Origin of the sequence: Dactylosporangium sp. CA-139114 (genome assembly GCF_050955725.1) — a bacterium.
In the GTDB taxonomy this organism is placed as follows: Bacteria; Actinomycetota; Actinomycetes; order Mycobacteriales; family Micromonosporaceae; genus Dactylosporangium.
Genome location: NZ_CP192080.1, coordinates 379,875 through 394,104, shown reverse-complemented (window position 1 = coordinate 394,104; position 14,230 = coordinate 379,875). Strand labels below are relative to the sequence as shown.

The 14,230-nt window shown below is 69.2% G+C and carries 15 protein-coding genes; 10 read left to right on the top strand and 5 right to left on the bottom strand.

The features are described 5' to 3' along the window. Positions 1-90: 90 nt before the first annotated feature. Positions 91-1,644, bottom strand: a complete 1,554-nt coding sequence (locus ACQP2P_RS01815; protein ID WP_433612612.1) for an IS1096 element passenger TnpR family protein — start codon at positions 1,642-1,644, stop codon at positions 91-93. 204 nt (positions 1,645-1,848) lie between these two features. Between ACQP2P_RS01815 and ACQP2P_RS01810 the strand changes: the two genes are divergently transcribed. The 4 genes from ACQP2P_RS01810 (at position 1,849) to ACQP2P_RS01795 (ending at position 5,280) form a co-directional block, all read left to right on the top strand. Continuing rightward, positions 1,849-2,157, top strand: a complete 309-nt coding sequence (locus ACQP2P_RS01810; protein WP_433612610.1) for a helix-turn-helix domain-containing protein — start codon at positions 1,849-1,851, stop codon at positions 2,155-2,157. A gap of 573 nt (positions 2,158-2,730) precedes the next feature. After that, positions 2,731-3,600: a replication-relaxation family protein gene (locus tag ACQP2P_RS01805; protein WP_433612608.1), complete on the top strand. Its 870-nt coding sequence runs from the start codon at positions 2,731-2,733 to the stop codon at positions 3,598-3,600. Positions 3,601-3,904: 304 nt separating this feature from the next. Further along, positions 3,905-4,510, top strand: a complete 606-nt coding sequence (locus ACQP2P_RS01800; protein ID WP_433612606.1) for a DUF2637 domain-containing protein — start codon at positions 3,905-3,907, stop codon at positions 4,508-4,510. 236 nt (positions 4,511-4,746) lie between these two features. Continuing rightward, entirely contained in the window at positions 4,747-5,280 is a 534-nt protein-coding gene (locus ACQP2P_RS01795; protein ID WP_433612604.1) for a hypothetical protein, read from the top strand. A gap of 64 nt (positions 5,281-5,344) precedes the next feature. Here the strand turns inward: ACQP2P_RS01795 and ACQP2P_RS01790 are convergent, their stop codons facing one another. Next, positions 5,345-5,953 (bottom strand): AfsR/SARP family transcriptional regulator, encoded by a 609-nt coding sequence (locus ACQP2P_RS01790; RefSeq protein ID WP_433612602.1) that lies wholly within the window; start codon positions 5,951-5,953, stop codon positions 5,345-5,347. Between the two features lie 149 nt (positions 5,954-6,102). Beyond that, a complete protein-coding gene (locus tag ACQP2P_RS01785) occupies positions 6,103-6,711 on the bottom strand; it encodes a hypothetical protein (RefSeq protein WP_433612600.1) in 609 nt (202 codons plus the stop codon). Positions 6,712-7,050: 339 nt separating this feature from the next. Between ACQP2P_RS01785 and ACQP2P_RS01780 the strand changes: the two genes are divergently transcribed. The 6 genes from ACQP2P_RS01780 (at position 7,051) to ACQP2P_RS01755 (ending at position 12,201) form a co-directional block, all read left to right on the top strand. Further along, positions 7,051-7,641 carry a hypothetical protein gene (locus ACQP2P_RS01780; RefSeq protein ID WP_433612598.1) on the top strand — a complete coding sequence of 197 codons (591 nt, stop codon included), beginning with the start codon at positions 7,051-7,053 and terminating at the stop codon, positions 7,639-7,641. Then, positions 7,578-8,498 carry a site-specific integrase gene (locus ACQP2P_RS01775; protein WP_433612596.1) on the top strand — a complete coding sequence of 307 codons (921 nt, stop codon included), beginning with the start codon at positions 7,578-7,580 and terminating at the stop codon, positions 8,496-8,498. The genes ACQP2P_RS01780 and ACQP2P_RS01775 overlap by 64 nt, the downstream gene beginning before the upstream one ends. A gap of 258 nt (positions 8,499-8,756) precedes the next feature. Further along, positions 8,757-9,377: a hypothetical protein gene (locus ACQP2P_RS01770; RefSeq protein WP_433612594.1), complete on the top strand. Its 621-nt coding sequence runs from the start codon at positions 8,757-8,759 to the stop codon at positions 9,375-9,377. A 207-nt stretch (positions 9,378-9,584) separates the two neighbouring features. Further along, positions 9,585-9,779, top strand: a complete 195-nt coding sequence (locus tag ACQP2P_RS01765; protein ID WP_433612592.1) for a hypothetical protein — start codon at positions 9,585-9,587, stop codon at positions 9,777-9,779. Positions 9,780-9,877: 98 nt separating this feature from the next. Then, complete coding sequence (locus ACQP2P_RS01760) at positions 9,878-10,780, top strand: IS5 family transposase (RefSeq protein ID WP_433612590.1); 903 nt, start codon at positions 9,878-9,880, stop codon at positions 10,778-10,780. Positions 10,781-10,857: 77 nt separating this feature from the next. Beyond that, positions 10,858-12,201 carry an IS701 family transposase gene (locus ACQP2P_RS01755; protein ID WP_433604553.1) on the top strand — a complete coding sequence of 448 codons (1,344 nt, stop codon included), beginning with the start codon at positions 10,858-10,860 and terminating at the stop codon, positions 12,199-12,201. Between the two features lie 304 nt (positions 12,202-12,505). On the opposite strand, the gene ACQP2P_RS01750 is transcribed toward ACQP2P_RS01755, so the two are convergent. Further along, a complete protein-coding gene (locus ACQP2P_RS01750) occupies positions 12,506-13,540 on the bottom strand; it encodes a helix-turn-helix domain-containing protein (protein WP_433612588.1) in 1,035 nt (344 codons plus the stop codon). 89 nt (positions 13,541-13,629) lie between these two features. Beyond that, positions 13,630-14,199: a hypothetical protein gene (locus ACQP2P_RS01745; protein ID WP_433612586.1), complete on the bottom strand. Its 570-nt coding sequence runs from the start codon at positions 14,197-14,199 to the stop codon at positions 13,630-13,632. Between the last annotated feature and the right edge of the window lie 31 nt (positions 14,200-14,230).

Here is a 14,230-nt window from a genome sequence, read left to right as displayed (position 1 = left end):
AATGAATTGCACACGCGTCTGCCGGCGGACCACCAGGCTCATGCAGCGTCGGTTGCGTTCTCTTCCCGGCCAGTACCGCTGGCGGCCAAATCATGTCGGTACGCCGAGCAGCGCCTCCAGCCTTCGGTTGATCGCGTCGATGTCGAACGGCGTTGTACCCTCGCCGTCCTCGGAGTGCCAGTCCTCGATCGGAGCGTCACCGCGGCCGCCGGTACACATGATGGCGGCGGCGTCCGACTCCTCCGACTCGTCGATCTTCTCGACGAGGATCCGGTGCTCCCAGCAGTCGCCCAGGTCGTAGATGTACGTCATCGTGGCGCCTTCGCGGGCCATGGCCTTAGCCAGCCGTACATCCGTCTCGTCTTCACAGTCGTCGAGCGCAATGTCCGGGTCGCTGTAGCGTCGCCGGTCGGCCTCGAAGGTGTGTAGATGATCGTCGTCCCAGTCGAAGGCGGCCTGGATCGCGTGGTGCAGGACGTCGAGCGGGATGGACGCCGGCACGCGCAGCCGCCGCCATACGGGTGGCTTGGCGTCGGACAGAACGATCTTCAGCTGGTACACCCGCTGCGGCGGCCGGCCGGCGGCAGCCAGCGCGTCGCGGAGACCGGGCGCGCCGGGATGGCCGCTGGCCTCCACGACCGCCAGGCCGCCGAAGTCTTGCACGAGGTAGTACCGCTCCTCGGGATCCTCGACGGCGAGCGCGTACTCCACCGCCAACCAGGACCGGTCCGCTTCGCTCGGCTCCCACTGGTCCTCCACCGCATCCCAGGTGGCCAGGGCCGCCCGGGCGTGCGCGGCGAGCATCGGCCGTTCGAGCGCCGCCTGCCACGCCGGCCGCATCGCCTCACCCAGCGCGCCGACCAGATCGACCCCCGCGAGCCGGGCCGCCGGCGTCCCGACCTCTGCCGCGCTCAGCACCTCCGCGACGGCCTCGTCGATGTCCCGACCCACGAGCCAGCGCCGCGCCTGGCGCAGCGCGTCCTGCTCGGACAGCGGTGCCAGCCTGGTCAGCAGTTCGGATGCCGGCAGGTCCGGTGTGACCGGCGGCGGCGTGGTCGCCGCGAAGCGCCGGCCCGCCCACCGACCCAGAGCCGTCAGCCGCGCCGCGGCGTCCACCGCCCCGAACTCGGCCAGCACCTCCAGCCCGCCGTCGACGGGCATCACCCCGCGGCGGAACGCCTCGAAGACCGCGCCGAACTGCCACAGGTCCGCCGCACGGAGCCGTTCATCGACCCTGTCTTCGAGCTCGTCGACCGGCGGCTCGTCCTCCAGGACGGCCAGCAGCGTCCGGCACAGCACGACTGCGCCCTCGCCGCGACGATCGTGAGATTCCGCTCGCAGTACCGCGAGCAACGCGGTCCACCACGCTTCCAGCTGATCGCCGGCTGGGCCAGCCGTCGCCGTCGCTCGGGCCGCGCCGACCGTGATGAGTCCCATGGCCTGGGCCGCGACCCATGGCCGGTGCAGCACCTCGACGTCGGCGGCGGTGCGAGCCTTCGGTGGTGTGTCCACGCCCATTGCCGCCGCCGCGGCCGGGATGTCGACCGGCCGGAGCACGCCTTTCCCGGTCACCGGCCGTCCGGCGCCCACCCAACCGGCCAGCAGTCGAGCACGCACCATCACGGTGCGGTTGACGGCGTCCATGAGTGCAGTAGTCATCCCGCGTCCTGATCAGCGCTCGGTGTGAGGTCGACGTCGACATCGTGCCAGCGATCGTGACACCGACACGCAGCCGGTCGCCGACAGCGGCGTTCCCAGCAGCGGTCATGGAGCCCGGTACGGCGGCGACTTGACCTTCGTGGAAAGGCGAGCGTTCATCGACGTCCAGCCGTCCCTGCGGGAGCGTCGATGCAGCAGATCATCATCGGTACCGTCGCCGACGACGACTTCGGCGCGCTTGTCGCGCACCGTCGACGCCGGCTCGGTATGAGCCAGCGCGATCTTGCCGACCGGGTGTGCGTCGTGTCCGGGCGGCCAACATTCACCCGGCACGAACTCTCCCGGTATGAGCGTGGCGTCCGGCTGCCTGGGCGAACCATGATCGCGGTGCTGGCCGCCGTGCTCGACGTGCCGGTCGCCCTGCTCATGAATGCCATCGAGACGACACTGACGCGGCGCCACCACGACAATGACGTAGAGCCGCCCCGCTCGACGTGATCGGTCTGCACGTCGCCGAGTGACCCATGCCAGCGGCCGACACAGCCGGGCGCCCATCGACAATCCCGAATCAGAGTCCGCGAAACGTTCCTTATATACCGCTTTGGCATCAGCCGAACGGACAATCTCCGGCGGGGACGTGTTCGCAGAATCTGACAGGAGCCGATAGGAGCGCGTAGGTGGTCCTCATCGAGACTCCCGTTGTGCTCACCGAACCCTGTCGGTAATCGAGCGCCCGACCCGGCGACGCCGTGTGGCCTGCACCACATTCGCAATGCAGGTGTCCGCGAAATCTGACAGGCGCCGGTTTGAGGATGCAACGTACGCCGCCGCTGGCCCCGTCTCATGACAAACCCAGGAGATTCTGGTGCACCCGATCCTGCTTGCCCTCCGTTGCGGGGCCGGCCTTAACGTCCCAGTTGACCTCCGCCTTCAACCGGACCCCCGAACGGACCCGGTCCGGCAGCTCACAGCTCAGCACAAGGCCACTGTCAGCGTTCGCCGCTCCGCTGCGACAGACCCTCCGGTCTGGGTCTCTCCCCGGGGAACCGGCTACGCGAGCGGTGACCGCCGATGATCGACCCGGTCCTGCGGGTGCAGTCCCAGCTGACCGACCGCGATCACGCCCTGCTCGACTGGCTGGCTGATCACGGCGTCCTGACGTCCTTCCAGATCGCCCATGCGCTGTTCCCATCGCTGGACTATGCGCAGGAGCGGCTCCGGAAGCTGGTCCGGCTCGGTCTGCTGGACCGGTTCCGCCCACAACGGGCCGACGGCGGCTCGTACCCCTACCACTACGTACTCGCCCAACTCGGCGTCGAGATCGTCTCAGCCCAGCGAGGCGAGGAACTGCCACGCCGCGACCGGGCCAAACGCCGGCGCTGGCACCTCACGAACCGCGCCAACCTGCCGCACTTGTTGGGCGTCAACGGGTTCTTCACCCAGCTGGCCGGCTACGCGCGCACCCACCCGGACTGCGAACTGCTCCGCCGGTGGTCCGCGGCACGGTGCCAGCGGATGGGCGCGTTCGCGGAGGAGCACGACGACATCCACGTCCGCGCGTACACGCCGCGATCCCGGCCCGACGGGCACGGCATGTGGGCCGAGAACGGTCGCACAGCCGCGTTCTTCCTCGAGTTCGACCTGGGGACCGAGCGACCGATCAGCCGGCTGGTCGACAAGCTCGACGGCTACACCGACCTGACGCGGGTCACCAGGCGGGTATGGCCGGTGCTGTTCTGGCTGCCGAACCCTGCCCGCGAGCGGCACCTACAGCAGGAGCTGAGCCGCTGCGGTGTGCGCTACCCGGTCGCCACCGCCGTGCACGGACCCGGCGCAGGCAACCCGGCCGAGCCGGTGTGGTGGTTGCACCAGCGGCCCGGCGCACCTGTGCGCCTCGTCGACGTGGCCGTGCAGCCTGCCCCGGCCGAGCGCGGACTGTAGCGCTCCACCGCGGTCGACCACCAGGCCTGCGATCTGTCACCGCTCTGTCAACGGCGCCGAGATCGCGTGACTGCGACCGCGCTGACTCAGGCTCCTCTGCTGTGACAGTCGTCCGTCGCATCTCCCCTATCGGAAAGGTTCTGATGTCCACGTCCGCAGCGGCCATGAGCCGTCGCCCGCACCCCGCATGCCCTCCACGAGTCCGGTCCGCACGGCGGACGGGGGTGGTCCCATAGCAGCCCCAACCCCGCGGGACCAACAGTTCCGGACCGGCCGGGTCGAGGGAACGGTCCAGGTCCTCATCATGTTCGTCGTCGCCGGAGCCGCCGGCCCGGCGAGCTTCACCCATGTCCACAACGTCGCCAGCAACCACGGCCAGCCCGGGTGGCTCGCCTGGGCCGACGCCGTCGTCCTCGAACTGATGTCGGTCGCATCCGGGCTGGAACTCCGCCGCCGTAAACGGTCCGGCAACGCCACGACGTTCCCTGCGATCGTCCTGGGCTGCGCCGTCGCGCTCTCCCTGGCGGCGCAGGTCGTCCAGGCCGAAGCGTCCCTGATCGGCTGGGCCGCCGCGGCGATCCCGGCGTTGGGCTTCCTCGTCATGGTGAAGATCGCGCTCGGGCACACCACCGCCAAGCCGCCCACGGACCCCCACCGGCGGCAGCCGGTCCACGAGTCGTACGAGCGGACCGACGCCATCGAGGGTCCCCGGTCCCCTCGTGCCTCGTCCCAGGTCGACGAACCGGGACCGCCTGTCAGCCGGGAACGGGACGGTCCGCCCGTCCGGCGGACCGACTCCAGGACCGGTCCGCGAAACGGTCCCACAACGGGGACCACGACGCGGTCCGCGCGTTGCTGCCTGCGGCCCGCTCCGCCCGGGACCGGCTTACTGCGAACGGCGACCCGTTGACCCGGGGCGCGCTGGCTCGTCAGCTGCGCGCCGATGGCCACCGCGTTTCCAACAACCGGGCGTCCACGCTGCTGAAGATTCTCAACGCCGAGGAGTCACGATGACGGCGCCTCCGTCTTCCGGTCCCACCTGCTTCGCCCGCTGCGGTGCACCACGCCCAGCGGGCGGTACCAGCTGCGCCGTCCACCGCCTCATGAGGCCGGCGCTGAATTCACACAGGAAGGAGGTGATACATCATGACCACGCCTACAACGCTTGCCACGCCAGCCCAGCCGCCCGTCGACTACGAGGCGGCCGCGTTCGCGGTCCAGTGGCTGCGCGGTGCCCGACACCTCGCAGCACGGTCGGCGCCCGTCATCGCGGTGGTACAGCAGCTGTTGGCCATCCTCCGCGACGAGTCGGTTCCGGGGCCACAGGCCATGCTCGCCGCGCGGCGCGCGGTCCGGCTGCTCGGCGCGCTCACCGGCAACGCCCGCAGCGATGACCGCGACGCGATCGAGCACATCCGCGTGCACGATCGGGTCCTCGACGGGGACGACGTGACCCGCTCCGCGGAGTCGGTCCGATTCGCGAACCACTGGCTGCGCGGAGACCCGGCTGAGGCGATCCGGACCGAACCGGTCGTCGCTCTCGTCGAGGGTCTGCTGGGCAGCATGCTCCACGTCAAGGTCCGGCCGGAGGAGGTCTACGAACGCCTGCGGCGCACCGTTCGGGTGCTGAGCGTCCTGGTCCGCGAAGACCGATCCGCCGCCGTCAGTTCCACCGCGTGACCCGCAGGTAGGTCGGCGTGTGCGGAAACAGGTGGGCCCGTCCAAACCGCGGCACCGGGCGGGCTCACCTGCGTACCCGTGCAAGAGCGTCCAACAGCTCACTGTCGTCCGGGTAGTGTCGCAGCGCCTCGTTAAGGACTCGTTCTGCCTTGTCGGGCCGCCCGCTCAGGTTCTTGGCGAGGGCGACTACCGCGTCGACGTACGCCCGGCGGGCCGACTCGCGGTACCGCTCGATCCATAAGTACCGCGTGCCAGCGGCCAACGGTCCGCCATACGCGGTGATAGCCCGGTACACCGCCCCGGCGTCCATCTCCGCTTCGGCGAGGGCGTCGCGGAATGTCCAGAGGTCGACGTCGAAGGCGTCGCGGTCCAGGACGTACTGGTGACGCTTCAGCCGTAGGTACGGCCGCTCGCCACCGACAAGCGCAAACGTGCGGCGCAGGTTGTAGGTGTACGTGTGCAGCCGTTGCGCCGCCAGCCGCCGTGACGGCTCCGGCATCAGGTCATCGAAGATGTCCTCCTGCCAGGCCGAGCCTCCCCGGACGACCAGATACGTCAAGAACTCCAGCGACTGCGGGCGGACGTGATGGTCCTCGGGAACGCCCTCGATCACCGGCCGGCCAAGCACACGCAGCCGGACGGGCGGTGCGACGTGCCTCTGATCGCCCGTCACCAGATCCGCCCCGTGGGGCCGGTTCTCTTCGACTCCTCGGTGAACGGCTCAGCCGATGGACGGAGATCTGCGGCGGCCCAGACACCGCCGGTCAAGCCCCCGCTTCCCATAGACAAGACGGTAGCGCTGGCATGCCATGTTGCGCCGGTTCACCGGTTGGCTGGCGTGTGCACCAGGCCGCCCGGCCCGGGCAGCGCGATCGCCTCCCACCGCTGCTCAGGCAGCCCGGCCGCGAACGAGGCAGCGTCCTTCCCGACGTCGATCTCGAACCCGATGACCGCAGAGGCGATCCCAACCTCCGCATGCACGGCATCCGCGACGGTACCCAGCCAGGCGTCGAGCGGATGCCGCCAGCGCAACGACGCCGGGCTGCCGTCCTCGCCGAACGGGAACGCACCGATGCGCCGATCGGTGCGGCCAAGAGCGCCGAGCGGCAGGTTCAAGGTCAGCCACCGCTGCCCGTCGTCGAATTCGACTGACGTACACGCGCAGACAACCCGGTGGCTGGAAGGCAACGCCACCGTCCCGGCGAGCAGGCCGTGCTCCTCGAGTGAGGACACCTGCACCGGTACCACAGTCAGCTCGTCGCCCCCGTACCTCCGCGGATTGGCATGACAGCCCTCAACACGTGCAGCCGCCCACAGCCGGGTCAGCGCCGACTGCAGCCGCTCCGAACCCGCTTCGCCGAGCTCGATGTCCAGCTCGTAGAAGCCACCGGACCAGTTATCGCGGTCATCGAGCCGCGCAGGGTCACGCACCCCGTAATCGTCCCAGCCCAATGCCAGAGAGGAACCACCGTGTCCACCACCGCACCGCGCATCTGGACCGTCGACGACGTCCGCGCCCTCGGCGCCGTCACCGACCTGCCCACCGCCGCCGCCGTCCTCGGCATCGGCCGCTCCACCGCGTACGCCCTCGCCACCGCCGGCGACTTCCCCCGTCCCGGTCCTGCGGGTCGGCCGCCGCTACCGCGTCGCCATCGTCCACCTGCTCGCCATCGTCGACCCCACCGGCCCCGGCGACTTGACCACCGCACGAAGCGGAGCGTCGATCGACACCACCCGCGACCCACACCGACCGCCCGTCAGGAGGCATGGTTGAACGGCACCACCTACAAGCGCTGCAGCTGCACCAACCCCGCCACCGGCCGCCCGTACGGGCGCGCGTGCCCGAAACTGCGCCGACCGGGCGGCTCGTGGCACCCGACGCACGGCATCTGGCAGTACCAATGCGAACTCCCGCCAACCGCGGCCGGCAAACGCCGCCCACTGCGCCGCGGCGGCTTCGCCACCAAAGCCGACGCCGACGCCGAACTCGACCGCATCCGCACCCTGCTCGCCCTGGCCAACGAGCCCGAGGACGCCACCCGCATCGGCGACCTCATCGCCGGCGCCATCAGCCGCCGCGAGCCCCTCCCCGACCAGGCCACCGTCCGCCGGCTACTGCACAGCGACGGCGAACACGACGACGTCACCGTCGGCGAATGGCTCGACGTCTGGCTCGCCAGCCGCCGCTCACTGCGCGAAACGACCCGCCGCAACTACGCCGACAACATCCGCAAGTACCTCAAGCCGCACCTCGGCCACATCAAGCTGGTCCGGCTCACCGCAAGCACGTGGCCGCCATGTTCGACGCGATCAACGCTCACAACGAGGAGTTCCAGGCATACCTCGCCGACCCCGACCTGAACCTCGGACGCCGCTTCGACGGCGACCGCCGCACCATGAAGCCAGCCGGACCCGCCGCTCAGCGCCGCATCCAGGCCGCCCTGCGCGCCGCACTCAACACCGCCATGCGCCGCCAGATGATCACCTACAACGCCGCCACCCATGTCGAGTTGCCGCCGGTGCGGTCGGCGAAGCCACTCGTCTGGACCGACCAGCGCGTTACCGAATGGCGGCGGGCCGGTCACATCCCGTCACCGGTCATGGTGTGGACCGCCGAGCAGACCGGCGCGTTCCTCGACCACATCATCGACGACCCGCTGTACGCCATGTACCACCTCATCGCCCTACGCGGACTGCGCCGCGGCGAGGCATGCGGGCTGCACCGCGCAGACCTCGACCTCGACGCCCTCACGCTGACCGTGCGCCACCAGGTCGTCGTCGAGGCGTGGAAACTCAACCTCACGGCTCCGAAGACCGACGGCAGCGAGGCCACCATCGCTCTCGACACGACCACCGCGCGGCTGCTCCGCGAACACCTCGAACACCAAGACGACCTCCGCGAGCGAGCCGGCGCGGCCTGGGTCGAAACCGGCCTCGTCTTCACCCGCGAAGACGGCAGCATGATCCACCCCGACTACGTCACCCGCCGCTTCAAGGAAGCCATCGCCGAAACCGGCCTACCACCGATACGGCTACACGACCTCCGCCACGGCGCCGCCACCCTCGCCCTCGCCGGCGGCGCAGACATCAAAACCGTTCAAGCGATGCTGCGCCACTCCACCATCGTGCTCACCGCGAACACGTATACGTCGGTGCTGCCCCAGGTGGCGCGAGACGCCGCTGAGGCAGCCGCCGCACTCGTACCCAGGCGCCGTTAGTTGAAGGATCCGAGCCGATGAACTGACACGTAGGCTTAGCTACGGCGCGTTCGTAGAGCATCCGGGCACCTCGCCAAGGGCGCCGACTACGAGTGGATCGAGCGGTACCGCGAAGCCGTCCGTCGACAGGCCCTCGATGCCCGACGACGGCCCAACGAGTTCCACATCGGAATCCGCCGCGGACGGCAGGCTACGGCAGAGTTCCCAGAACTTGCTGCCAGGGTCCCCGCCGCGCCAGGTGCGCTGAGCCAGCCGGGCATGCCCGCCTTCGGCAGCCCAGGCAGCGCCTCCGCAGCAAGCGACGCCGAAATCCCTGCGCAGGATGAACTGGAACGCTCGTCGGCGTGCGGCGGCGACGACCGCCCACGCCACGAGGTGAACTCCGTCGACTTCGTCGCGGGCGCGACCACGGTCGACAAATTGCGGCAAGAGCACAACGCTGCCGGCAGCGCTAACATCGGCACTGGATCAGAAGCCAGCGAAACATCGGGGAACCGCACAACATCGGGTGGCAACGATTGCCAAGTCGGCGGCGCCATTCGGACCGGCGGGATGGTGGGAACGGCACGGGGCCACGGCACGGACCACGCCGCGCCGCCGGACCAGGACGAGCATTCCGACTGGAACGCCGGCGAGCCAGGCGAGCCCAGCGACCGCGACGGCGCTGCGGACCACGGCAGGCACGAAGCGGTGCCTGCCGACACGGCAGCTGCCGTCGCCTACTGGTACCGCCGTGACCCGTCCATGCACCCGGCCGACATCGCAGCCAAAATCGGACGGTCGGAACGCACCGTGCGCCGATACTGGCCACCCCCACCCGAGCGCCACACCAACGGGCACCAGGCCGGACGCCTTGCCGAGCAACTCGGCGCCTCCTGACCCGGGCCGTATGAACCACAGACCCTCAGCCACCAGCGCACGGGGCTGCCCTGACCGGGCGGCATCGACACAGCCCCGATTCCGAGGGATCGTCCGATGACGAGATAGGAGATCGCTCGGTCTACCAGGCCCCGAAAGTAGAAGTCGCTCCATCGCGGCCGCAGTCGCTGCCATTGGGACGCCCCCGGGGCGTGGAACGATGTAATCATGGACGCGGACGATGGCCAGCCGAGCGATCGGCGCGGCGAAGTGGTGCGGCTGTGCGCCGCAGTGCGTCAAGCCGGCGACGACCTGTACCTTGACGAGTCCAGTACCGAGGACCTCACGCGCCTGCTGACGGACGCGGAGTCCATCGCGGTGGATCCCGCTTCGAGCACTCTTGAGCTAGCCCGTGTTTCGTAAGGCGTCGATGTTGCGGCGTGGCGGTGATCGATAATTGAAGAGGTCTCCGGTAGGTGGTTTAGCGACCAAGCAAAACCGAATACCAGACCGGAGACCTCGTGCCGAGCGTAGCGGCAGCGAGGCGTCATGACCTGACCGACGCGCAGTGGGCGGTGTTGGAGCCGTTGCTGCCTGCGGAGACTGGTCGTGGGCGTCCGCGGAGATGGGCCAGCAGAGACGTCGTGGACGGGATCCGGTGGCGGGTCCGGACCGGGGTGCCGTGGCGGGACATTCCTGAGGTGTATGCGCCGTGGCAGACGCTGTATCGGTGGTTCCGGCGCTGGCAGCGGGATGGGACCTGGACGCAGGTCCTGGCGGCGTTGCAGGCCGCCGCTGACGCGGCCGGGAGTATCGGTTGGACGGTGAGTGTCGATTCCACGGTCAGCCGGGCGCATCAGCATGCGGCGGGTGCCCGCCGGGACGGTCACCTGCAGCAGGAGCCGCCGGGCGGTGTGCAGGACGAGCCCGCCGATCACGGGCTGGGGCGGTCGCGCGGCGGGTTCACCACGAAGACCCACCTGGCGTGTGAGCAGGGCCGCAAGACCCTCTCAATGGTGATCACCGCTGGTCAGCGGGGTGACAGCCCGCAGTTCATCCCGGTCCTGGAACGGATCAAGGTGAGCCGGGTTGGTGGTGGCCGGCCGCGGACCCGGCCGGATCGGGTCCTCGCGGACAAGGCATACACCAGCAAAGGCAATCGCGGATACGCCCGCCGCCGCGGGATCAAGGTCTGCATCCCGAGCAAGGCCGACCAGGACGCCCACCGCAAAGCCAAAGGGTCCAAAGGCGGGCGTCCGCCCGCCTTTGATCCGGTCGTCTACCGGCTGCGTCATGCCGCGGAGTGCGGCATCAACCAGCTCAAACAACATCGCGGCATGGCGACCCGATACGACAAGCTCGCCGTACGCTTCGAGGCCACCGTCACGATCGCCGCCATCAACCAATGGCTCCGCGCGTTATGAAACACGGGCTAGTAGGGCTTTGTTAGGTTCGGCGTGTCGTGGGGTCGCTGGGCGGGTGCGGGTAGTTTCATGTTTTGGTGACCCCTGATGAGCTTTCGCTTGTGCGGCAACGCCTTGAGGCGTTCGCGGCCGACGTGTTCGCGTCTTTGTCTCGGTCGGATCAGCGGGCGAAGGGTGAGACGTATCTGCGTGGGTTGTTGCTGGACGGGCGGCGTAAGTCGATGCAGCCGATGGCGGCACGGCTGGGGGTGGATCATCAGGGGTTGCAGCAGTTCGTGACGACCTCGACCTGGGACACGGCGGCGGTGCGGGCGCGGCTGGCCGCCCGGGCGGTCGAGCTGATCGAGCCGGCCGCGTGGGCGATCGACGACACCGGGTTCCCGAAGGACGGTGCCGGCTCGCCAGGGGTGGCCCGGCAGTACTCCGGCACGCTGGGGAAGGTCGCCAACTGTCAGATCGGGGTGAGTGTCCACGCGGTCACCGATACGGCGTCGTGCCCCCTCGATTGGCGGTTGTTCCTGCCCGAGTCGTGGGACGTGACCAAAGCCGGACCGGCAGCGGTGCAAGCCGCCAAAGCCAAACGGCGTAAGACGTTGAAGAACGCCCCGCGGGCCGCCGTGCCGGCCGCGCCCGCTGCCGTTGAGGTCGATGTCGAGGCGGTGACCGAGGCGGCGCGGCAACGGCGCCGCAAGTCCGCGATCCCGGACGATGAGGGTCACCGTCCGAAGTGGATGCTGGCGATCGAAATGCTCGACGGGCTCGCCGAGCACGGGCTGCGGCCACCATTGGTGGCCGCGGACTCCGGCTACGGCGACAGCGGCCCGTTCCGGGCCGCCCTCGACGAACGCGGCATCTCCTACAGCGTCCAGGTCAAAGGCGAAACCCTCGCCCACCCCGCCGACGCAACACCCGTGCCACGCACTTGGTCCGGACGGGGCCGCCCACCGACCCGCACCCGCCCGGACTACCCCGACGATGCGATCAGCCTCGCCCAGCACGTCCAGGACACCGGCCGCGCCGCGGCGATCACCGTCTCCTGGCGCGAAGGCAGCAAAGGCACCCTCACCTCACAATTCGTGTTCCTACGGGTCCGTCCGGCCGGGCACCGCATCACCCGCGACCCCGACGGCACCCTGCCCGAACGGTGGCTGATCGCCGAATGGCCCGACACCGAGGACGAACCCGCCACCTACTGGCTGTCCAGCCAGGACGCCGACACCCCAGCCGCCGGCCTGATCCGCCACGCAAAGATCCGCTGGCGGATCGAACACGACTACCGCGAACTCAAAACCAGCCTCGGCCTCGACCACTTCGAAGGCCGCTCCTTCACCGGCTGGCACCGCCACGTCACCCTCGTCACCGCCGCGCACCTGTTCATCACCACACTGCGACTCGACCCAAAAGCGGATGCGCCGGCCTGACCCTCTACAAGGTCATCCACGAGCTGCAACTCCTGCTCGCAACCTGGACCGGCGCATGCCCCACCTGCCACCAAAAGCTCAAACCGTTACGCCGCAACAGACATCGACAAACCTAACAAAGCCCTACTAGTCGAGTCCGTGAAGCGGATCCGGTACATCTTGATCGAGGCGGCCGACGGGCCTCTGGCGCCGTTCCTGGCCGATGCAGCCGCCATGATCGTTGGCGATGGGCATGGCAGGCTGTTCTTCTGGCCAAGCCTGACTGTCCTACACCGCGTAGGGCGCCAATCTCAACGCTGGGCAGTCACCGGACAGGCCGCTCCTCGCCGATCGCCTCGCGGACGTCGCGAGGCTCCGTACTGGCCGCGACGACGATCTGGAGTAGCTCGATGGGCATGGCGGACCGTGTTGCCAGATCGTCGAGGTGGACGCCGCGGGAGGCGAGGAGCCGTACAGCGCGGCCGATGGCTGAGGGGGATTCACGCGGTCCGAGATCACCGGGTTCCGGGAATCCCCATTCGGCCAGCAAACTCATCCCACGGCGGTAGGTATGGTCGCGGTAGACACCCATCGCGTGGCCGCGGTAGATGAGGGCCTTCAGCGACATGCCCCAGCGGCGCTTGAGTTCATGGAGGCGGTCGAAGTCGAGCCGGCCCGGCAGCTCGTCGCGCAGACGGCTCGTCGGGGCGAGGAACTGCGAGGCGAACGTGGTCGCCTGTCGTTCGAGGATCTGACTGCCGGGCTCCGCGTCGTGGTGCAGCAGCAGGTGGCCGAGCTCGTGGGCGGCGTCCATGCGTGAGCGGGCCTTGTCGTTCTTGGCCGGACTGGCGAAGACGAACGGGCGTTGCCCGTACCAGTGGGAGAACGCATCGACGCGGTCGGACATATCTGGAAGGGTGAGCACGATGATGCCGTGGGCCTCGAGCAGACGGGTGACGTGCGGGACGGGTTCGTCGGCGAGCCCGAAAGCCGATCGGGCGTCCACCGCGGCGGCCTCGACATCGGCGGTCGTCGCCGGCTCGGGCAGATCGAGCTGGGGTAGCGCCAGCTCGGGAAGGTGTACGTACCGCTCGATGGCGTCGATGACCCGCCACGCGATTTCACCGAACGCCAATGCCTGGTCCCGCTCCGCCTGTGTAGTGACGCGCAGGCTTCGGAAGTGGGCATACCCGGGCGTGACGGGTGTAAGGAAGCCCGCCGCGAAGAACTCGACCGGCATCGCCAGCGCGAGTGCCAGTCGGCCGAGCACGCTGGCCGAAGGCCGGGACTGGCCAAGCTCATACTGGCTGACGGCCGCCGCCGTTACGCCGGTATGCAGGGCGAGCTGCTTCTTGGACATGCGTCGCCACCGGCGGGCCAGCGTGAGGGCGTTCGGCTGGAACGCCGCAACGGCCAACGCTGGCGTTGTGGGCCGACCCTGTTCTCGGCTCATGCACGCATCGGCGTGCGTGCGGCCGTGGTGGGGTGCTCACCGCGAAGCTGCAGGTCCAGTTCAGGGATCGGCAGCTCGTCGTGGGAAACCGTCGACTGGTCCACATCCCGGCCGTCGGAGCGCGTCGCGGCGATACGCGACGGTTGACCGAACCACAGCGTGACTTCGAACCAGGGAGACCCGCCGTTGCGGTTGTCGCGGGGCAGGCCGAGGTAGGCGACCGCCTCGCCAGTGTCGATGTCCCCGGCGTGCGCGACCCGGATGTGTCGCTTGCGAGGGACGAGACCGGCGAACGCCTGCGGGAACTGTCCCTCGTCGTCGAGTGCGAGCTGCCCGCTGGTGCTGTTCTCCACGGCGCCGCCGAGCCGGGTGTCGCTGCCCTCCCACCGGATCGACTCGACGCTCGTGTCGATGCCTCCGTGCAAGGAGTACAGCCGCAGGATGTAGCCGGCGCTGAGGATCTCCAAGGAGTTGTCCTCGATCCGGGCATCCACGCCGGGCTGGCCGGCGAACTGGGCGGCGCCGACGTTGGTCAGGTTGCGCCAGACGGTGGTGCCGAAGCTCATGGCATCATCACCGAGGCCGGGTTCGTGGCGT

What these genes read in the sequence shown, in the direction of transcription:
- ACQP2P_RS01815 (WP_433612612.1), bottom strand. Translation starts at nt 1,644, where the DNA reads ATGGACGCCGTCAACCGCACCGTGATGGTGCGTGCTCGACTGCTGGCC.
- ACQP2P_RS01810 (WP_433612610.1), top strand. Translation starts at nt 1,849, where the DNA reads ATGCAGCAGATCATCATCGGTACCGTCGCCGACGACGACTTCGGCGCG.
- ACQP2P_RS01805 (WP_433612608.1), top strand. Translation starts at nt 2,731, where the DNA reads ATGATCGACCCGGTCCTGCGGGTGCAGTCCCAGCTGACCGACCGCGAT.
- ACQP2P_RS01800 (WP_433612606.1), top strand. Translation starts at nt 3,905, where the DNA reads ATGTTCGTCGTCGCCGGAGCCGCCGGCCCGGCGAGCTTCACCCATGTC.
- ACQP2P_RS01795 (WP_433612604.1), top strand. Translation starts at nt 4,747, where the DNA reads ATGACCACGCCTACAACGCTTGCCACGCCAGCCCAGCCGCCCGTCGAC.
- ACQP2P_RS01775 (WP_433612596.1), top strand. Translation starts at nt 7,578, where the DNA reads ATGTTCGACGCGATCAACGCTCACAACGAGGAGTTCCAGGCATACCTC.
- ACQP2P_RS01770 (WP_433612594.1), top strand. Translation starts at nt 8,757, where the DNA reads ATGCCCGCCTTCGGCAGCCCAGGCAGCGCCTCCGCAGCAAGCGACGCC.
- ACQP2P_RS01765 (WP_433612592.1), top strand. Translation starts at nt 9,585, where the DNA reads ATGGACGCGGACGATGGCCAGCCGAGCGATCGGCGCGGCGAAGTGGTG.
- ACQP2P_RS01750 (WP_433612588.1), bottom strand. Translation starts at nt 13,540, where the DNA reads ATGTCCAAGAAGCAGCTCGCCCTGCATACCGGCGTAACGGCGGCGGCC.
- ACQP2P_RS01745 (WP_433612586.1), bottom strand. Translation starts at nt 14,199, where the DNA reads ATGAGCTTCGGCACCACCGTCTGGCGCAACCTGACCAACGTCGGCGCC.